The following is a 17,564-nucleotide window of genomic DNA, read 5'->3' as shown; positions in this document are numbered from 1 at the left end:
ATGGCTTGCTTATAATATGTTAATGTAGTTTTTTGAAGTATTAATGGAGGATATAATTATGGCAGTCAAGTATGTGTTTGTCACTGGTGGTGTTGTATCTGGACTCGGTAAGGGTATTACTGCTGCTTCTCTTGGACGTCTTCTCAAGATGAGAGGATATAAAGTCACAAGCCAGAAGTTCGACCCTTATATCAATATTGATCCGGGAACAATGAACCCTATCCAGCACGGCGAAGTTTTTGTCACTGACGACGGCGCCGAAACAGATCTGGATCTCGGTCACTATGAGCGTTTTATAGACGAAAGTCTCAACAAGAATTCTAATGTAACAACCGGAAAGGTATACTGGAGCATCCTTCAGAAGGAGCGCCATGGTGATTTCGGAGGACACACAGTACAGGTAGTGCCACATATCACCAATGAGATAAAAGACAGATTCTACAGAAATCCCGATGCAAAGGATACTGAGGTAGCGATAATCGAGATCGGCGGAACCGTTGGAGATATCGAAAGCCAGCCATTCCTTGAGGCTATCAGACAGTTCCAGCATGAGGTCGGTCCTAAGAACTGCATCATGATCCATGTAACTCTTATCCCTTATCTGAAGGCTTCAGGTGAGATCAAGACCAAGCCTACCCAGGCGAGCGTTAAGAATCTTCAGGGAATGGGTATTCAGCCCGATATCCTCGTATGTCGTTCCGATCTTCCTCTTGATCAGGGCATCAAGGATAAGATCGCACTGTTCTGTAACGTGCCGAGCAGAAACGTTATACAGAATCTTGACGTGGATGTTCTGTATGAGGTTCCACTTGCCATGGAGAAGGAGCACCTTGCCGATGTAGTATGTGAGTGCCTGGATATGGAATGTCCTCCACCTGCAGAACAGGCATGGCTCGAGTGGACAAGCATGATAGATGCATGGAAGCATCCTGAGAAGAATGTAAGAGTTGCTCTGGTCGGAAAGTACGTATCACTTCACGATGCCTATATCTCAGTAGTTGAGGCATTGAAGCATGCCGGCGTTGCCAACAAGGCAGAGGTTGAGATCAAGTGGGTCGACTCCGAGCTTGTAACAGAGGAGAATGTCGCTGAGATCCTCGGCGATATAGACGGAATCCTTGTTCCGGGCGGCTTTGGCGACAGAGGTATAGAGGGAATGATCACTTCTATCAATTACGCCAGAACACACAAGGTTCCTTACCTTGGACTGTGTCTCGGAATGCAGCTCACGATAGTTGAATTTGCAAGAAATGTACTTGGATATTCAGACGCCCACAGCTCTGAGTTCAATCCAAACTCATTCCACCAGGTAATCCACATCATGCCAAACCAGCACGATGTAACCGATCTTGGCGGTACCCTCAGACTTGGTTCATATCCTTGTGTGCTTGCAAAGGATTCAAAGTCATACCAGTTATACGGTACAGAATATATCCACGAGCGTCACAGACACAGATACGAGGTCAACAATGACTATCGTCAGGCTCTGACTGACAACGGAATGGAGCTTGTCGGACTGTCACCTGACGGACATATCGTCGAGATGATCGAGATTCCTGAGCATCCTTGGTTCATCGGGACACAGGCACATCCGGAATTCAAATCAAGACCAAACAAGCCACATCCTCTTTTCAAAGGATTTGTAGCAGCTGCACTTGAGCATATGGATAAATAATATATAGAGACAGGGAGTATATCAACTGCTGATATACTCCCTGTTTTTCTGTTTATTATGTTTTATAGCAGGTCTGTAAATGACCTTCCGGATCACTCCACCACGTCAAGAAGTTCCGCAAATGTATGGATCTCCGCATCCTTATCCTTCACACTGCCAAACCCGTATGCCGCGTGAATGAACTTTATCCCGGCAAATCTGGCACTGTCGCAGTCGCCCTGGATGTCGCCGACATATGCAGCATCCTCTATTCCATTCTTCTCCATGAGTATCTTTATACTCTCGCCCTTTGATACCTTTGTATCTCCCCAGCAGAGTATATCCTTAAAATACTTTCCAAACCCGTAATAATCAAGAAATGCCTCTATATATCCACTCTGGCAGTTGCTGACTATAAACAGCCTGTGTGATCCCGAAAGCTTCGCAATGGTATCCTCTACACCATCGTACAGAACGCCACCATGTTCACGGAGATACTCGTTCTCATAGTCTCCGCAGGCATCTATAAGCTGAGTCATTCTGTCCTCCGAATACGCTCCGAACAGCTTGTCGGCAATGGCATCCATAGGCATACCCATAACAGATTTGATATCGGCCTCTGTCACCTTCATGTCCACATCAGCCTGTCTTTCGAGGACTTCACTCCAGGACGCAGCCACATTTGCCGCGCTGTCCCACAGAGTTCCATCCATGTCAAATATAAGTGATTCTACCTTCATATTCTACCTCTCGTATATTCTATTCAAGTATATGGTCAACACCCTGTTTGATGATGGTCACAACGTGCTCATCGGCCAGGGAATATATTATATTCTTGCCCTCTCTTCTGCTTTTTATCAATTTGGCCTGCTTCAGCACCCTGAGCTGGTGTGAAATAGCCGATGCATTCATCTCCAGACGCTCTGCGATGTCTCCGACACTCAGTTCCTGCTTAAGCAGGGCGAACATGATGGATATACGTGTCGCATCGCCAAACACCTTGAACAGGTCTGCCAGATCTGCGAGATCCGACTGTTCCAGTTCATAACTGTCAAAAAAAATATTTTTATCTTCTGCCATATCTATGGTCCTTTCTGCTCCCAAACAAGCAACTCACGTGTTCCATTTGAACAAGTATTCATATGTAAATTTACTACACTTACTTTTTTGTGTCAAGTCACCTGAATCTCATGAATATTTAAAATGATAACTGCACACAATTACATCATACTGAAACGCCGCATTTGGCGCGATCATATTGGAGGTCAAAAATGAAAACATTAAATTGCATATGTCTCACACTGACCATAATCGGTGCTATCGTATGGGGCATTATAGGACTGTTCAGCTACAACATAGTGGACGGCATCTTCGGTGCCGGAACTGCATTTTCCAGAATAATCTATACTCTGGTGGGTGTTGCCGGACTGTATGCCATCTCCTTCTACTGGTTACTCAACAGGGATTAACGGCATTAATATGCAAATGCCCGCACCTATAAAAGTGCAGGCATTGTATTACATATCATAAAACAAATTCTGTTATTATCATAAATCCTATGCATACGCACAGTGCCAGAACAAGCGGCACAGATATGATCCTCGGTCTCTTGACCTCAGCGTTCCTGTTTCTTCTGAACATCGCCAGCATATCCATATGCCTTCCATTCAGGTACGCCAACAACACTATCATCGCCACAGCCGCACACAATCCCATAAATGCAAATGGAATATATATCAATATCGTCTGCTTGAGCTGATCTGCTGCTATTCCCTCAGAAGCCTGTTTCTCCACCATCTGCTTTAGCACGCTGACATGTGATGCTATATAGCTGATGATGACGGATATCTCATTAAAGCAGAAATGGGCATACATGGTCGTAAATATACTTCCTGTCGCCTCGGCAAGAAATCCCAGCATCATTCCCAGAACCATCGCATATGCCATCTGATTGAAATTCATGTGCATGGCTCCGAACATTATTCCTCCTATGATTATAGCCGCCAGTCTGCTGCCATATCTGTAGCTTCCCATTATGACGCCTCTGTAGGCAAGCTCCTCCACGATTCCCGGAGTGACCGCCATGAGAAGTGTTGACACCCACAGCTTATGATTCGACACAAGACCTGTTGCAAGCTCGGTAGTGGCACTCTCCACCCACAGAAGACTTATGGCATTTATGAGTGTCATAAGAGGCTCAAGAGCCACGACGAATGCCGGAACGATGATTATCGCCAGCCAGTGCGTCTTTTTCAGTCTGAGCGTTTCGCGCAGATCACATTTGCTTATAAGAATATATATGATCGTCGGCACGAATATCATGCTCTGGCTCAGGATCAGATTCTGAACCATGGTTATATGTGAGCCGATATTCGTCTTCCACAGGATCATAACAACACACAGATACACACATATCAGCGACAGGAAAAACCATGACGCTCCGTGTACCTTTCTCTGAACATTGTCCTGTCTCATACGCTTACTCTACTGTAGCGATGGCTTCTATCTCTATAAGCACATCCTTAGGGAGTCTTGCAACCTCCACGCATGAACGTGCAGGGAAATCGCTTGTGAAGAAGTCCTTGTAAATATCATTTATCTTGCCAAAATCATTCATATCCTTGATAAATACTGTTGTCTTCACTACCTTATCCATAGATGAGCCTGATGCCTCTATGAGATTCTTGAGATTGCCGATCGCCTGTCTTGCCTGTACAGTAACATCTCCCTCAACCAGTGTATTTGTCTCAGGATCGATAGGTATAACTCCTGATGTAAAAAGCATTCCATTCACGAGAACCGCCTGTGAATATGGTCCTATTGCCGCTGGTGCCTTTGGTGTACTTATTATTGTCTTCATGTTTTGTTCCTCCTGTTTTTACTATTATATATGATGAACTATTACTCCTCATCCATCTCGCTCAGCTCCGCCATGAGAGCCTTTCTGTTGTTGCGCCTTCCGCCATTGCTTCTGGTAAATTTCACAGTGCCTTTTCTGTCTGGCACGGGCTCCGGTGACCGTCTGGATACCGGCTTCTTCGTCTCAGGCTTTGCACGCTTCACAACATCGGCTTTGGTTGTTCCTTTTTTCGCAAGCTCTGCCCGCTCTTCCTCGGACAGTATCTCAATGTTCTTCTCTGTGATCCTTATCTTACCGTCCTTGAGGAGCTTGCCAACCGCCGTCTTAAATGCTCTCTTGCTTATTCCAAATTCCTTCTCTATCACCTTTGAATCTGCCTTGTCATTGAACGGGAGCACTCCATTATATGAATCGATGATATTCAATATCATCTCTGCATTCTCCCTGATCTGCATCTTTATCGGCTTCTGCATGGTGAGGTTCAGCTTGCCGTCTTCCCTGACTGACGCAACCCTGCCCTCAACGTGGTCGCCGGCATATATGGCACTGTGTATCTCCTTCTTCGGGATAAGTGCTGAATATTTGTTGTCCACAGCGACAAATGCACCATACTCGGAGCTGTACTCTATAACTATTCCCGATATAGCATCTCCCTGCTTATATGGGGAATTGCTGCTCAGATACTCATAAACCTTCATGGACACACACAGTCTGTCCGATTTGTCAGTGTACATTCTGACCAGATATTCATGGTTCTCTCTCACCGGGCCAACCTGCTCCTTAAACGGAAGCAGAATATCCTTTTCAAGTCCCCAGTCCATGAATGCACCGATCTTGGTAGTTCCCACACACCTGAGAACAGCCATCTTACCCATAGTTATATATGGAACATTCACAGTTGCAATGAGTCTGTCGTCAGAATCCCTGTATATGAACACGTTGATGTGCTCGCCTGTCTTTATGCCATTCGGAACCTGCTTTCTCGGAAGAAGCACCTCACTGTCAGAATCCGCACATCCAAGATACACACCAAATTCCTTTTCTCTCTTTACTATAAGATCATTCCATTCGCCTATCTTTATCATCGTCATACCGTCCTCTTAATTTTTTCTGTCGACACAGTATATCATATATCCTTACTGCTCCGTTCAAACTGGACAACACACCTTGTCCTGTCCTCTTCATCTGCCAGGATTATCTGAACATATCTGTCGTCAATAAACCTCTTTACTACTATAACATCATCTTTCACATATTGCATCTTATATTCCGCTCTGACGGCAATAATATCCGCAACATCATCCACGTATTCCTGGGCAAGAGCAATATACGCTTCATTATTCATATGATTGTTGGAGTCTATCTGATAAGACATGACCTTTCTGGTATCTATAGTCTCCGCATCGCCCAGCAGTTTTACCTTACGCGGCGCATACTCCATGTCTATGGCAGGCTCCATCGGATATGCGTCTGACACCTCTTTGTCTATCTTGACAGGTCTCAGCCTCTCGGTGTCCATATAGCTCCAAATGGATGCCGCCTTAACTATGCGTTCTCCATTCTCGTCCAGTATATCTATATTTCTGAATCCCAGAGATGCCTTGAAATCATATGCCCACGTCCTGACCTTGATCTTCTCTCCCATCGCAGGATATCTGACCACCTCTATCTGCCAGGAAACCAGGAACCATGCTCTGTGGTGTTCTGCCAGATAATCCAGCCCTATGCCGACCTCCTCCGACTGCAGTATAGCACAGTCCTGGAAATAGTTCGCTATGGTCGCCATGTTGGATATCTTATTTCCACCAGTCTCACTATACCTGACTATTGCTTCATATGAATACATTACGCCACCTCCATGATGCTCATTTTACTATAATTTTATACCCTATTTAGAGGGCTATCGCAAGGTGAAAAATTTTTTTGAATTTTTTTTAAAAAGTGCTTGCATTATTCTGAGCTTTAGTATATACTATCATTTGTTGAGGCAATGGGCTATCGCCAAATGGTAAGGCACTGGACTCTGACTCCAGCATTTTCAAGGTTCGAATCCTTGTAGCCCAGCTACTAAGACTTGAGATTTATCTCAAGTCTTTTTTATTTCATAAACCGCTTCATATAATGATACTTACAGTGGGCAGTCCGCTCCACAGCACATAAAAAAGACATGTCGTTAGGCTCCGACATGTCTTTCGTGTATTACTATCTGTGAAAAATTTCATTGGCGTAACAAAAATGTAACACATTTTTAAAACATTATCAATAGGTTTTCGCGTATTTTTTCTAAAAATTCAATTTCAATCCAAGCAATTTTCGCGCATTATTCTCAAATATATTGTTTTTGTCCACATCTTCCAGATCAAGGGTCTCTATGTCCGCACATGACTGTTCCTGATCAGACCATGGGCTGTCCGTTCCGAACAGGATCTTGTCAGACCCGTGAGCTGCCACTATCTTCTTAAACATGTCACCATCAAGAAGCTGCCATCTGTGCGGTGCCCCCTCCCGCCAGTCTATCTGTCCATAGGAAAATGCCGTATCAAAATACACATCTCTTCCGCAAAGTCTGTTCAGCACGTCATCCCACATCTGCCATCCACCCATATGGGCAAGCACAAGCTTGTCAGGCCCAACCTCATCCAGCACCTCCTCCGCCATTGCAGGAGTGCAGTGAGTCACATCAGGAAGTCCTATGTCTGTTCCCGCATGTGTCACCACGATAAGCCCAAGCTCTGTGGCATAGCTGATTATCCTTTTATATCTTATATCGTTGAAAAAAGCCCCCTGGTAGTCAGGATGGATCTTTATCCCCTTCAGACCTTTGTCGCATATATCCCTGAGTATCTCTTTGTAATTGTCATTGTCGGGATGTATCCCTCCAAACGACCACACATGTGTCTCTGAAAAGCGCTCATTCTCCTCAACTGCGAATTCATTTATATGCTTATATTGTTTCGGAGACGTTGCCACCGGAAGTACCACAGACACATCCACATGTCTGCTCCTCATGTCATTCTCCAGTCCGTCAAGTGTGCCATCCGAATGTGCCCTTGTACCGGATCTGCTCTCCAGAAGCCCTACCGTCTTGGCTGCTATCCTGTCGGGATACGTGTGTGTGTGAAAATCTATTATCATAAATATTCCTCCTGTACATTTATACTGCGTAAGCGCAGAACACCTCTGCTGCGGCCATGCTGTTCACGTTCTCCATATCCCCAGTTGAAAAACATCGGATTTTGAGGTATCTTTATCAAAGATATTTCCACGAAGGAGAAAACATGAGCAAACGAAAAAAGAAAATGACGCTGAAACAGATGCGTTCCCTCGTCGTCTTTTTGGTCGCCATAAACATCATACTATTATTGTGCATACTTGTCATGGGATTTTTTCTGGCAAAGGCACAGATCACCAAGGGGAAAGGACAGACTGTCATGCTCCAGAAGGCCAACGACACATACACGGTGTGTGTGGATGCTGGTCATGGAGGAAGCGATGTAGGCGCTGTGGGACTTGACGGAAGCTACGAGAAGGACGACAATCTCCGTCTTGCGCAGGAGGTTGCCAAAGCCCTGAAAAAGAGCGGCGTCAACGTCATAATGACCAGATCCGACGACAGCGACACACAGCTCGACTCCCGTTCAAAGATAGCAAACAAGGCCAAGGCTGATATCTTCGTTTCGCTACACCGCAATTCAACAGCCAACCCAAACACCACAAAGGGCATTGAGATATGGATACACAGCTCAGGATCTGAGCGCAGTTATGCGGCCGCAGATGACATTCTGAGCAATCTCGAGGAAGTTGGTATAACCGCCAACCGAGGGGTGCGAATCGGAACCCAGGGAGACAGCGATGATGACTATGCGGTCATCAGAGACACCGATATGACAAGCATGATCGTTGAGATGGGCTTCATGACCAACCAGGACGATCTGGACTATTTCAATGAAAATCTTGAGAACTACGCCAAGGCAATATCCAACGGTGTGGTTCAGTGGCTGAACGATTATGTCCAGTAACGCCGGACATATCATAACATTTGAATAATTCCATAAAAAAATAACACATTGAGCACAGCCCAATGTGTTATTTTTTATTCACTTATAACTGTTCTGTTTCTTCCTGATTCCTTCGCCTTATAGAGTGCTGAATCCGCTCTGTTGAACCATGCCTTGGAACTCTCTCCCTTGGTGTACTCAGCGACACCACAGCTACATGTTATTCCATCCTTGTTCATAAAGTGGAAATAGTAGCATCTGAACTCTGTTCTTATGTCCTCAACAACATTCATGACCTTGGACAGTTCCACATCATGGAACAGTATCACGAACTCCTCACCGCCGTATCTGAAGGCAAGTCCCATATCCTTCGACTTCTCCTTCATCATCTTACACAGCGCCTTGATAACTATATCTCCATTGCTGTGGCCATATGTATCGTTGACTTCCTTGAAATGATCTATATCAAATATGGTGACATAGGACTTCGCCCCAGTCTGCTCCACATTCTCGATCTCCTTATCAAGGCTCTCCTCAAATGATCTTCTGTTGTACAGGCCTGTCATCGGATCAACCATAAGCTCACTCATCAGTGTTACCTGTCTGTTGTAGCTTCCGGCAATCGATTCCATAAGTGCCTTCGTGTGCTTGTTGACGACCATAACCATCGCACACATAACAGATACTACCAGTATGTATATGAGCAGTGCTCCAACCCAGTTCATCTGTGTGGCAAGCTCACCGACATTCAAATGTAATCTCACAACATTGATGACCATGAGTGCAAGCACCGCAACTCCCGACCATACCGTCAGCTCCTGATCTGCAAATAACGCCGTGGCAATTATGGTGACACACGGAATAAGTATAAGCGGGTATATGGTGCAATATGTAAATGCTATAACACCGACACATACATATATCATACCTGTCACGACATAATTCTTGTGCTTTATGTCCGCCTCATCGTGCTTCATATAAAAATAGCAAATTGTGATCGCTATAGCCTGTACTATCATCGGCAGCACGATATACTTTACTATATATGCGCCTGCTCCTATGCTCTTATCTACTCTGTATACTCCAAATAATATCCATGCAATAACAAAAGAAATACTGCATATAACTATCATCATACGCCATACCAGCATATGCCATCTTGCGTCAATCTCATCCTTGTTAATATCATTCATGTGTACGCACCCCGCAAACCATCATATGTGTTGATTTTACCATATGAGGGTCCTTTTTTCCACCATTAATCAACAAAAGACGGACTTTTTTTATGCCAAAATCCGTCTTTTGTACCAAAAATCGTCAAATTACTTAAGGTTGTAGCCAACCTCAAATGCCTCAAGATTCTTCTCCACTGTCTTAGGTGGAACTGTGTTCTTGATAACCTCAACCCATGCATCATGTGAGAAATCCATGTGCTGTGCCGCGATTCCTATGATGACTGTGTTAAATACCTTGTTGTTGCCAAGCTTCTTTGCCTCGTCCATGGCATCAACTGAGATAACCTTGTACTTGCCGCTGAGCTCCTCGATGATTCCATCAGGATACTGTGCTGCGCCTGTAACTACAGTGATAGGATCTATTCTCTGGTCATTTACGATGATAACTCCATCCTTCTTCAGGAAGTGTGCATATCTGAGCGCCTCAAGTCTCTCAAATGCTATGAGGACATCTGCACATCCCTCTTCCACGATAGGCTCATTTACCTTCTCACCATATCTTACATATGTAACAACACTTCCACCTCTCTGGCTCATTCCGTGAACCTCTGAGAGCTTTACATCATAACCTGCTGCCGTGGTGATTCCACCGAGTATACGGCTTGTGAGAAGTGTTCCCTGTCCGCCTACGCCGACGATCATAATATTCTTTGTCTCCATGATTAGAACTCCTCCCTTTCTATAGCATCGAACTTACAACGCTTCATGCACAGTCCACAGCCTGTACAGAGTGTGTCATCTATACGGATGGTTCCATCCTCCTGCCTGATAACTGCAGGGCATCCAGGCTTTAAGCACATACCGCACTTCTTGCACTTCTCAGGTATTGCCTTGCATCTTCCTGTTATCTTAGTCGTCTTCAAGAGTACACAAGGTGACTTTGTGATGATGACTGATACCTCATCCTTTGCTGTCTCCTCCTTGATGAGCTTCTTAAGACCTTCTATATCAAATGCATTTATCTCATGGACGCTCTGGATTCCCAGTGCCTTGCAGAGATTGTAAATATCAATGGCATATGTAGGATCTCCCATCAGTGTCTTACCTGTTGCGGCATGATCCTGATGTCCTGTCATACCTGTTGTCGAGTTGTCAAGTATGATGACTGTTCCTGTGCTCTGGTTGTATACCATGTTCATGAGTGAGTTCACACCTGTGTGAAGGAATGTTGAATCACCTATGACCGCTACCCAGTTCTTGATATAATCCTTGCCCTTTGCCTTCTCCATTCCATGAAGGGTAGAGATGGATGAACCCATGCAGACTGTTGTGTCAATAACACTGAGCGGTGCGACAGCTCCGAGTGTGTAACATCCGATATCTCCTGCAGCGTGGATCTTCAGCTCTGAGAGGACTGAGAATACGCTTCTGTGTGGACATCCTGGACAGAGGATAGGTGGTCTAGCTGGAACCTGAGCAGCCTCGACTGTCTCTACCTTCTCACCGAGAAGCTTCTCTCTGAGCATATTTGCGCTGTACTCACCCTGAACTGTAAGCAGCTCCTTGCCGACTGCATCTATTCCCCATGATCTGACCTGAGTCTCGATATGTGGCTCAAGCTCCTCGATGACATACACCTTGTCTACCTGTGCACAGAAGTCCTCGATCATCTTTCTTGGGAGTGGATTTACCATGCCAAGCTTTAAGACTGATGCGTTTGGCATAGCCTCTCTGACATACTGGTAAGGGATACCGCTGGTGATGACACCCACACTCTTGTCTCTCATCTCAACTCTGTTGATCGGCATGTCAGCTCCGTCTGCTGCCATGTCCTTGAGTCTCTGCTCTACAAATACATGACGTGGTATAGCGTTACCAGGCATCATGACATATTTCTTTATATTTCTCTCATATGGCTTGTCAGGAATCTCCTGTCTGTCACAGAGCTCTACAACGCCCTGTGAGTGTGAGAGTCTTGTGGTTGTACGGAGCATTACAGGAGTATCATACTTCTCACTCAGCTCAAATGCATACTTTGTGAAATCCTTTGCCTCCTGGCTGTCTGATGGCTCAACAACTGGGATCATGGCTGTTCTTGCTACAAGTCTTGAATCCTGCTCATTCTGTGATGAGTACATTCCAGGATCATCTGCTGCAACAAGTACCATACCTCCGTTCACACCTGTGTATGCTGCGGTGAACAGCGGATCTGATGCCACGTTCACACCTACATGCTTCATCGACACTATTGATCTCACTCCCGCAAATGATGCACCGATCGCTACCTCTGTGGCTACCTTCTCATTTGGTGACCACTCTGAGTAGATATCTCCTTTGTACTGCACCATGTTCTCACTGATCTCTGTACTTGGTGTTCCAGGATATGCCGCTGATACCTTGACACCCGCTTCATAACAGCCTCTGGCGATGGCTGCGTTACCAAGCATAATCTTTTTTTCGCCCATGAATCTTACCCTTCCTGTCTATATTGATATTCTTGTTTTTATTTTTTCGTCTTAATTGACACTCTAATTTGTTATTATACAAGAATTATCAATAAAATAAAAGAGTTTTATACAATGTGATTACAAAGTGTGATTACAAAGCTATATCGAACAGCTCCTCTTATCGACATTTTCCCTAGTCAGTTATATTCTGCGTCTGACGTACCATGTCTGCAAAGCCCTGCCACTGCATATCGATAATATCGCCACTGCCGGCTGAACTGTCCACCTTACCGCCAACAAGAGCCATAACCATATCAAAATCTGCAGAACCCACATATTCACTGTTTTTGAGGATCATACCATAGGCCGCCACGGCACTTGCCGCACTCATGTCAACGGACATTTCGCTGCTGTAGCTGTCAGTCTTCACCACACGGCTCACAAGACTGCTCTTATCCCCATCCGGCTCCTTGTATCTTACGTTCACTGTCGCAAGCTCACCGATATAGTCCTCTGCGCTATCAGACTTATCCTTAACGTCTTGTGATGCAGTCTCCGATGTATTTGCCTGATTGGAATCCTGTCCGTATTTGTGCTCGGCTGCAGGCACATCGAAGTCTGATCCCGCAGGCACTATCTCATAGAGCACCGTCACCATATGTCCTGCGCCTATCTCGCCGCCATCCACAGCGTCATTTGCAAAGTCCGCATCCGCAAGGGCGCGGTTCTCATAACCTATCTGCCTGTAACCCTTGACATTTGCCGGATTGAACTCTATCTGAAACTTCACATCCTTGGCAACGGTGTTCAGAGTTCCGCCCATCTCGTCCACCAGCACCTTCTTTGCCTCATACGCAGAATCTATAAACGCATAGCTTCCATCACCATTATCAGCAAGAGCCTCAAGCTTGTTGTCCTTCAAATTGTCCGTTCCAAACCCAAGCACGCTGAGAAAAATGTTGTTTTCCTTCTTCTCCTCGGTTATCAGATCCACAAGGTCGCTCTCACTGGTAAGCCCCACGTTCAGATCCCCGTCCGTTGCAAGTATGACACGGTTGTTGCCTCCCTCTATAAAGTTCTTCTCCGCCAGCTCGTAAGCTGTGATGATGGCATCTCCGCCGTTGGTACAGCCCTCGGCTGTCATACTCGAAAGCGCCTCATTTATCGTGTACTGCTCTGAGCCGGATGTGCCCGAGAGCACCACCGTATCCTCACCCGCATATGTGACTATGCTCACCTTGTCGTTCTCATCCAGATTCTCCGCCAGCATGGCAAATGACTGCTGCACGAGTGGGAGTTTGTTATCTTCATACATGGATCCCGAGGTGTCGATCAGGAACACCAGATTTGAAGGCTTCTTGTCTCCAAAATCTATTTCATCCGTGTTGATCCCAACCATCATGAGCTTTGTGGCCTTATTCCACGGGCAGTCCGAATATTCTGTGTATATGGAGAACTTCTCTCCATCCTCAGGCTTCCTTCTGTAGTCATAGGTAAAATAGTTCAGCATCTCTTCTATTCTCACCGCTCCGTCCGGTGGGAGACAGCCTGACTCTATATACGACCTGACGTTGCTGTATGATGCCGTATCCCTGTCCGCCGCAAATGTGGAGAGAGGTCTGTCCGCTGTGGATACAAATCCATTCTCCGCCACGCTGTCATACTCTCTCGTATCGTAGGCGATCTCTGTATACATAGAATTTGAAGCATCTGTCACCATCGCTGTATCTCCAGCGACTGTTGCCACATCACAAGCTTCCTCCGCATACATAACATCATTCGACGTACTGTTGAATATTCCACTCAAGCCATTGTCCTGCAGCGACTTCTTTTTTTGCTTACTTTCTTTTTCCCCGTACTTTTCTGCGATCCCTGTTATCTCTGTCTTATCCCCATTTTGTTTTTCAAGGCGCATTCCCCTGCCATCTACTGCATCATCGTTACCACAGCCCGTAAGACCTCCTACCATCATAACCCCTGCCATAACTGCGCATATGGATCTTGCAAATATTTTTGAATTATATTTCATCATAAAAAATCCCTCCGTAATATGAATTTCAAGCTACCGGTCAAGCTTTATATTCTATATACGAAGGGATTATTATTTTTTATGGTAATTTCTGTATTTTTTTAATTTTTGATTTGTTTGTGCTATTCTGCCCTCTCAAATCTGTACCAGTTGCCCTCAACCTTCACTACAAGGCTGCCATCATCACACACAATGTAGGCTGAGTTTCTGGATGGGTTCATGTCAAAGTTGACCTCGCCGTCATTTGCCGGCACGCCATCGGTGTAGCTCTCAGCGTAGGCCGCTTTGCTCTCATCCACGCTGTCAGCATCGACCATGTCGTATGTGTCCCTGTAGAGCACACCATCCAACATGATCATGGGGATATAGTCAGCACTATTCACAGAATTCTGAGCATCAGTATTTCTCTGTACATCATAACTCGCCGTGGCGTTTTCTGCCATTTCAGCAGCATCGCTTTGAATATCGTCTGCCGCAGCCGCGTCACTTTCTTGTGCATAATAACTTTCATCCGAAGTCACCTTCACACTGTTGTCCTGCGCTGTCTTATCGCTTGCCCTCTTACGGCTGTTCCTTAACGGTCCGGCTACGATCAGCACACACACCACTGCCGCTGCCACAAGACCGGAAACGATCTGGATGGTTCTTCTGTTCCTGTCTTTACGGTCTTTCTTGACTCCAAACTTCTTATCTCCAGATTTCTTATCCTGCACCCGATGCGCATCCACCGCATCAAGTCCTGCCTCTATTTTTCCCCAGAGATCAGGTGCATCCATATTCTCTATATATTTGTCAGCTATTTCCTTTTCCAGTTCATCTTCATGTCTGTTCATAGTCTGCACCTCCTAAGTCTCTTGATCGCACTGTTGTAAAGCCACGTGACTGTTCCCATCGGCTTGCCAACTATCTCTGATATCTCTCTGAAGGTAAATCCTCCAGCCACCTTCATATCAACTATCTCCCGCTCATCAGGCTTAAGCGACTCCATGGCCACCTTCAGTGACACGCTGTTCACAACCTGTTCCTCCATGCTGCCACTCTGCCCGGTCTCCGATATCTCATCCACCAGAGCCTCACGGTCTATCTTCCTGATCCTGTCCACCGCCATATTCCGGGCGATCGTGACCAACCATTTCTTATGTCCATTTCCCGGCTTATAGCTTCCCGCAATGCTATACAGCTTGATGAAGAATTCCGATGTCACATCCTCAGCCTCCTCGCGCTGTCCTATGGTGTCGTACACCACAGCATATATGAGCTTCAGATACGCATCATATATGTGCCGCAGGCTATCCCTGTCGCCCGCCGCCATCGCAGACATGCACTGTTCAAATTCTCTGTCTGTCATAGCTCCCTCCTCATGATAATATACGTTATATCAACTGATTTTTATGGAATGTCATTTAACTTTTTAATCTTTTCCGCCTATTTACAACATCATATCTTCCGCATGGCGGCAAATCCCATCACGTAATTTTTCCTGCCACCGGCCGTGTCAAATGGCCATACCATATGGCGGCTGTCAACCAGCTCCACGTCGTAGTTCATATGAAGCGACATATCCTTCATGAGCTGTGCCACACCTTCTATGTGCTCCACCGACTTCATCGTCTCCACATCCCGCCTGTCAAATGCATTTGCAAGCTTCTCTGCGCATGTCTGATCCTCACATGCAGCGACCTCATATCCATATATGAGGACATCCTTTGTCATATGGTACATGTAGTCATTGAGTCTCTCCACCGCCGCCTCGTTCAGCCCCGAGATGGCACTGCTTATGAGTCTAAGATCCTCGTCATGATAATTGTCCCTGTAGTGGTAAAGCAATGCCGCAAATCTGGAATTGAGCTGGCTGTGAAGCCCGACCGCCACACTGTAATCAAATATATCAAGATACCTGTCGGTGTCATTTACTATATCCCCAGATTCCGTTCTGCCAATATATTTACCGGAATTGGCAGTCGCTATGCCTGTCAGGAACTCAAGTATGTGCTCGGTGTCCTCACAGTCCTCAAGCATCGCCTCATACAAGCGGTACTGGTCATCGTCTACATGCCAGAATGGAATATCCGCTATTATATAATCCTGTTCCTTCAACCCATATTCCCTGACTGCCGAAAGCACAGCTTCCCTGTCTCTGTCTATGAGCACCAGCCTGTAATTATCTGCCAATCTTCCTATATCTATATCGCCGGCCGGCCCTATTCCCCACAGTGCAAGCACAGGCTTTGAATTCGCTGCATCTGCATCCTGCCCGGATTCTTTTTTTACCCGGCAGTTATTTTCTATATATTCCGTCACCTCACGTCTGTACTGTTCCCATCCCACATAGGAATCCGGTATACGCTCCATGGCGATCATCTCATCAAAATAGCTCATTGTCTTCTCCTGACTCTGTGAACTGACAAACAAAGCAAAAGGATTATGCCTGTCAGTATTTATTGATCATTCACAGGTATTTTATAAAATTTTATTTTTAAGCACAAGTGGAATGTAGTATAATACACATAGTTGTGCAACAGGACACACCATTCCAGTTTTTTTACATTTTGGAGGAGTTATGGAATCAATACAGACAAACGCTCTGAACAGCAAATACATCAATTCACTCCTGCGCCCGGAGGAAAATCCTTTCATGCAGGAGATGCAGAGTTTTGAGGAGATCATGATGATGTATTCATGTGCCATCAGAGAGGTGAAGACAAAATTTGAAGTGCTGAACGATGATTTCAGCGTAAGATATAAGAGAAATCCTATAGAATTCATACAGTCAAGGATCAAAAAGCCTGTCAGCATTGCCAAAAAGCTTGCAAGCAAGGGCTGTCCGGTTACATGTGCAAGTATACTGAACAATCTGGATGACGTCGCCGGAATAAGAGTCATCTGCCCATTCATCGATGACATATACATGGTGGCAGAAAAGCTCATAAGTCAGGACGACATCACCCTGATCGAGGCAAAAGACTACATATCGCATCCAAAGCCAAATGGCTACCGCAGTCTGCATGTCATAGTCGAGATTCCTGTGTTCTTCGCAGACCACACAAGGAATATGCGTGTGGAGGTACAGATCAGAACAATCGCGATGGACTTCTGGGCGAGCCTAGATCACCAGCTCAGATATAAGAAGGATATCCCGAACGTAGACATGATATCCGCAAGACTTAAGAAATGCGCAGATGTGATATCCGCAACAGACCTTGAGATGCAGTCCATCAAGAACAGCATATATGGTCAGAGGTATATTCCTGAACTTAAGAGAGAATCACCTGAAGAATAACTACAGTTATTTATTACTGATATTTTTCAACCTCAGGTTGAATGAAAAAATTGAAATATTTGCAACTTTTTATTTGACATTTGCTCAAACCTGTTGTAATATAACTGATGTTGTTAATCAA

18 protein-coding genes and 1 tRNA gene are annotated in these 17,564 nt (G+C 45.4%); 5 read left to right on the top strand and 14 right to left on the bottom strand.

Annotation, left to right across the window (positions count from 1 at the left end; all coding sequences use genetic code 11):
• Positions 1-58: 58 nt before the first annotated feature.
• Positions 59-1,675 carry a CTP synthase gene (locus GT575_RS12610; protein WP_015533424.1) on the top strand — a complete coding sequence of 539 codons (1,617 nt, stop codon included), beginning with the start codon at positions 59-61 and terminating at the stop codon, positions 1,673-1,675.
• A 92-nt stretch (positions 1,676-1,767) separates the two neighbouring features.
• Here GT575_RS12610 and GT575_RS12605 read toward each other — a convergent pair whose 3' ends face one another.
• Positions 1,768-2,394 (bottom strand): HAD family hydrolase, encoded by a 627-nt coding sequence (locus tag GT575_RS12605; RefSeq protein WP_055147963.1) that lies wholly within the window; start codon positions 2,392-2,394, stop codon positions 1,768-1,770.
• A 19-nt stretch (positions 2,395-2,413) separates the two neighbouring features.
• Complete coding sequence (locus tag GT575_RS12600; RefSeq protein WP_022216728.1) at positions 2,414-2,734, bottom strand: ArsR/SmtB family transcription factor; 321 nt, start codon at positions 2,732-2,734, stop codon at positions 2,414-2,416.
• 191 nt (positions 2,735-2,925) lie between these two features.
• Here GT575_RS12600 and GT575_RS12595 point away from each other — a divergent pair, with 191 nt between their 5' ends.
• Positions 2,926-3,123 carry a DUF378 domain-containing protein gene (locus GT575_RS12595; protein WP_015533427.1) on the top strand — a complete coding sequence of 66 codons (198 nt, stop codon included), beginning with the start codon at positions 2,926-2,928 and terminating at the stop codon, positions 3,121-3,123.
• A 55-nt stretch (positions 3,124-3,178) separates the two neighbouring features.
• Here the strand turns inward: GT575_RS12595 and GT575_RS12590 are convergent, their stop codons facing one another.
• From GT575_RS12590 to GT575_RS12575, 4 genes are read right to left on the bottom strand one after another with little or no spacing between them, the layout of a single operon-like run.
• Positions 3,179-4,129: a CPBP family intramembrane glutamic endopeptidase gene (locus tag GT575_RS12590; RefSeq protein WP_161172148.1), complete on the bottom strand. Its 951-nt coding sequence runs from the start codon at positions 4,127-4,129 to the stop codon at positions 3,179-3,181.
• Between the two features lie 4 nt (positions 4,130-4,133).
• Positions 4,134-4,514: a RidA family protein gene (locus GT575_RS12585; protein ID WP_015533429.1), complete on the bottom strand. Its 381-nt coding sequence runs from the start codon at positions 4,512-4,514 to the stop codon at positions 4,134-4,136.
• Between the two features lie 41 nt (positions 4,515-4,555).
• On the bottom strand, positions 4,556-5,605 hold the full coding sequence (locus GT575_RS12580) for a CvfB family protein (RefSeq protein ID WP_308936789.1): 1,050 nt from the start codon (positions 5,603-5,605) through the stop codon (positions 4,556-4,558).
• 35 nt (positions 5,606-5,640) lie between these two features.
• Positions 5,641-6,360: an acyl-[acyl-carrier-protein] thioesterase gene (locus GT575_RS12575; protein ID WP_015533431.1), complete on the bottom strand. Its 720-nt coding sequence runs from the start codon at positions 6,358-6,360 to the stop codon at positions 5,641-5,643.
• Positions 6,361-6,505: 145 nt separating this feature from the next.
• Here GT575_RS12575 and GT575_RS12570 point away from each other — a divergent pair.
• Positions 6,506-6,578, top strand: a tRNA-Gln gene (locus GT575_RS12570).
• A 219-nt stretch (positions 6,579-6,797) separates the two neighbouring features.
• Here the strand turns inward: GT575_RS12570 and GT575_RS12565 are convergent.
• Positions 6,798-7,649, bottom strand: coding sequence for an amidohydrolase family protein (locus tag GT575_RS12565; RefSeq protein ID WP_161172147.1), 852 nt, complete (start codon positions 7,647-7,649; stop codon positions 6,798-6,800).
• 143 nt (positions 7,650-7,792) lie between these two features.
• On the opposite strand from GT575_RS12565, the gene GT575_RS12560 reads away from it, so the two are divergent.
• A complete protein-coding gene (locus GT575_RS12560; RefSeq protein ID WP_015533433.1) occupies positions 7,793-8,533 on the top strand; it encodes an N-acetylmuramoyl-L-alanine amidase family protein in 741 nt (246 codons plus the stop codon).
• A 74-nt stretch (positions 8,534-8,607) separates the two neighbouring features.
• On the opposite strand, the gene GT575_RS12555 is transcribed toward GT575_RS12560, so the two are convergent.
• From GT575_RS12555 to GT575_RS12525, 7 genes are all read right to left on the bottom strand, one after another.
• A complete protein-coding gene (locus GT575_RS12555; RefSeq protein WP_015533434.1) occupies positions 8,608-9,705 on the bottom strand; it encodes a GGDEF domain-containing protein in 1,098 nt (365 codons plus the stop codon).
• Between the two features lie 129 nt (positions 9,706-9,834).
• Complete coding sequence (locus tag GT575_RS12550; protein ID WP_015533435.1) at positions 9,835-10,407, bottom strand: indolepyruvate oxidoreductase subunit beta; 573 nt, start codon at positions 10,405-10,407, stop codon at positions 9,835-9,837.
• Between the two features lie 2 nt (positions 10,408-10,409).
• The gene (iorA, locus tag GT575_RS12545) at positions 10,410-12,152 is read right to left on the bottom strand and encodes an indolepyruvate ferredoxin oxidoreductase subunit alpha (protein ID WP_055147951.1); all 1,743 of its coding nucleotides are present in this window, start codon (positions 12,150-12,152) and stop codon (positions 10,410-10,412) included.
• Between the two features lie 175 nt (positions 12,153-12,327).
• Complete coding sequence (locus GT575_RS12540; protein WP_161172146.1) at positions 12,328-14,166, bottom strand: vWA domain-containing protein; 1,839 nt, start codon at positions 14,164-14,166, stop codon at positions 12,328-12,330.
• A 119-nt stretch (positions 14,167-14,285) separates the two neighbouring features.
• On the bottom strand, positions 14,286-14,996 hold the full coding sequence (locus tag GT575_RS12535; RefSeq protein ID WP_055274038.1) for a hypothetical protein: 711 nt from the start codon (positions 14,994-14,996) through the stop codon (positions 14,286-14,288).
• Positions 14,993-15,511, bottom strand: a complete 519-nt coding sequence (locus GT575_RS12530; protein WP_161172145.1) for an RNA polymerase sigma factor — start codon at positions 15,509-15,511, stop codon at positions 14,993-14,995. Before GT575_RS12530 ends, GT575_RS12535 begins: the two co-directional genes overlap by 4 nt.
• A gap of 89 nt (positions 15,512-15,600) precedes the next feature.
• The gene (locus GT575_RS12525; RefSeq protein ID WP_055274036.1) at positions 15,601-16,542 is read right to left on the bottom strand and encodes a hypothetical protein; all 942 of its coding nucleotides are present in this window, start codon (positions 16,540-16,542) and stop codon (positions 15,601-15,603) included.
• A 181-nt stretch (positions 16,543-16,723) separates the two neighbouring features.
• Here GT575_RS12525 and GT575_RS12520 point away from each other — a divergent pair, with 181 nt between their 5' ends.
• Positions 16,724-17,443 (top strand): GTP pyrophosphokinase, encoded by a 720-nt coding sequence (locus GT575_RS12520; protein WP_015533441.1) that lies wholly within the window; start codon positions 16,724-16,726, stop codon positions 17,441-17,443.
• The last annotated feature ends 121 nt before the right edge of the window (positions 17,444-17,564 follow it).

The sequence above is a fragment of the Coprococcus sp. BIOML-A2 genome (assembly GCF_009875795.1).
Lineage (GTDB): Bacteria > Bacillota > Clostridia > Lachnospirales > Lachnospiraceae > Coprococcus > Coprococcus aceti.
Note: the sequence above shows the minus strand (reverse complement) of the source record. Positions and strands in the feature narration are given on the sequence as shown.

Coding starts and splice junctions, on each gene's coding strand:
- GT575_RS12610 (WP_015533424.1), top strand. CDS start 59: ATGGCAGTCAAGTATGTGTTTGTCACTGGTGGTGTTGTATCTGGACTC.
- GT575_RS12605 (WP_055147963.1), bottom strand. CDS start 2,394: ATGAAGGTAGAATCACTTATATTTGACATGGATGGAACTCTGTGGGAC.
- GT575_RS12600 (WP_022216728.1), bottom strand. CDS start 2,734: ATGGCAGAAGATAAAAATATTTTTTTTGACAGTTATGAACTGGAACAG.
- GT575_RS12595 (WP_015533427.1), top strand. CDS start 2,926: ATGAAAACATTAAATTGCATATGTCTCACACTGACCATAATCGGTGCT.
- GT575_RS12590 (WP_161172148.1), bottom strand. CDS start 4,129: ATGAGACAGGACAATGTTCAGAGAAAGGTACACGGAGCGTCATGGTTT.
- GT575_RS12585 (WP_015533429.1), bottom strand. CDS start 4,514: ATGAAGACAATAATAAGTACACCAAAGGCACCAGCGGCAATAGGACCA.
- GT575_RS12580 (WP_308936789.1), bottom strand. CDS start 5,605: ATGACGATGATAAAGATAGGCGAATGGAATGATCTTATAGTAAAGAGA.
- GT575_RS12575 (WP_015533431.1), bottom strand. CDS start 6,360: ATGTATTCATATGAAGCAATAGTCAGGTATAGTGAGACTGGTGGAAAT.
- GT575_RS12565 (WP_161172147.1), bottom strand. CDS start 7,649: ATGATAATAGATTTTCACACACACACGTATCCCGACAGGATAGCAGCC.
- GT575_RS12560 (WP_015533433.1), top strand. CDS start 7,793: ATGAGCAAACGAAAAAAGAAAATGACGCTGAAACAGATGCGTTCCCTC.
- GT575_RS12555 (WP_015533434.1), bottom strand. CDS start 9,705: ATGAATGATATTAACAAGGATGAGATTGACGCAAGATGGCATATGCTG.
- GT575_RS12550 (WP_015533435.1), bottom strand. CDS start 10,407: ATGGAGACAAAGAATATTATGATCGTCGGCGTAGGCGGACAGGGAACA.
- iorA (WP_055147951.1), bottom strand. CDS start 12,152: ATGGGCGAAAAAAAGATTATGCTTGGTAACGCAGCCATCGCCAGAGGC.
- GT575_RS12540 (WP_161172146.1), bottom strand. CDS start 14,166: ATGATGAAATATAATTCAAAAATATTTGCAAGATCCATATGCGCAGTT.
- GT575_RS12535 (WP_055274038.1), bottom strand. CDS start 14,996: ATGAACAGACATGAAGATGAACTGGAAAAGGAAATAGCTGACAAATAT.
- GT575_RS12530 (WP_161172145.1), bottom strand. CDS start 15,511: ATGACAGACAGAGAATTTGAACAGTGCATGTCTGCGATGGCGGCGGGC.
- GT575_RS12525 (WP_055274036.1), bottom strand. CDS start 16,542: ATGAGCTATTTTGATGAGATGATCGCCATGGAGCGTATACCGGATTCC.
- GT575_RS12520 (WP_015533441.1), top strand. CDS start 16,724: ATGGAATCAATACAGACAAACGCTCTGAACAGCAAATACATCAATTCA.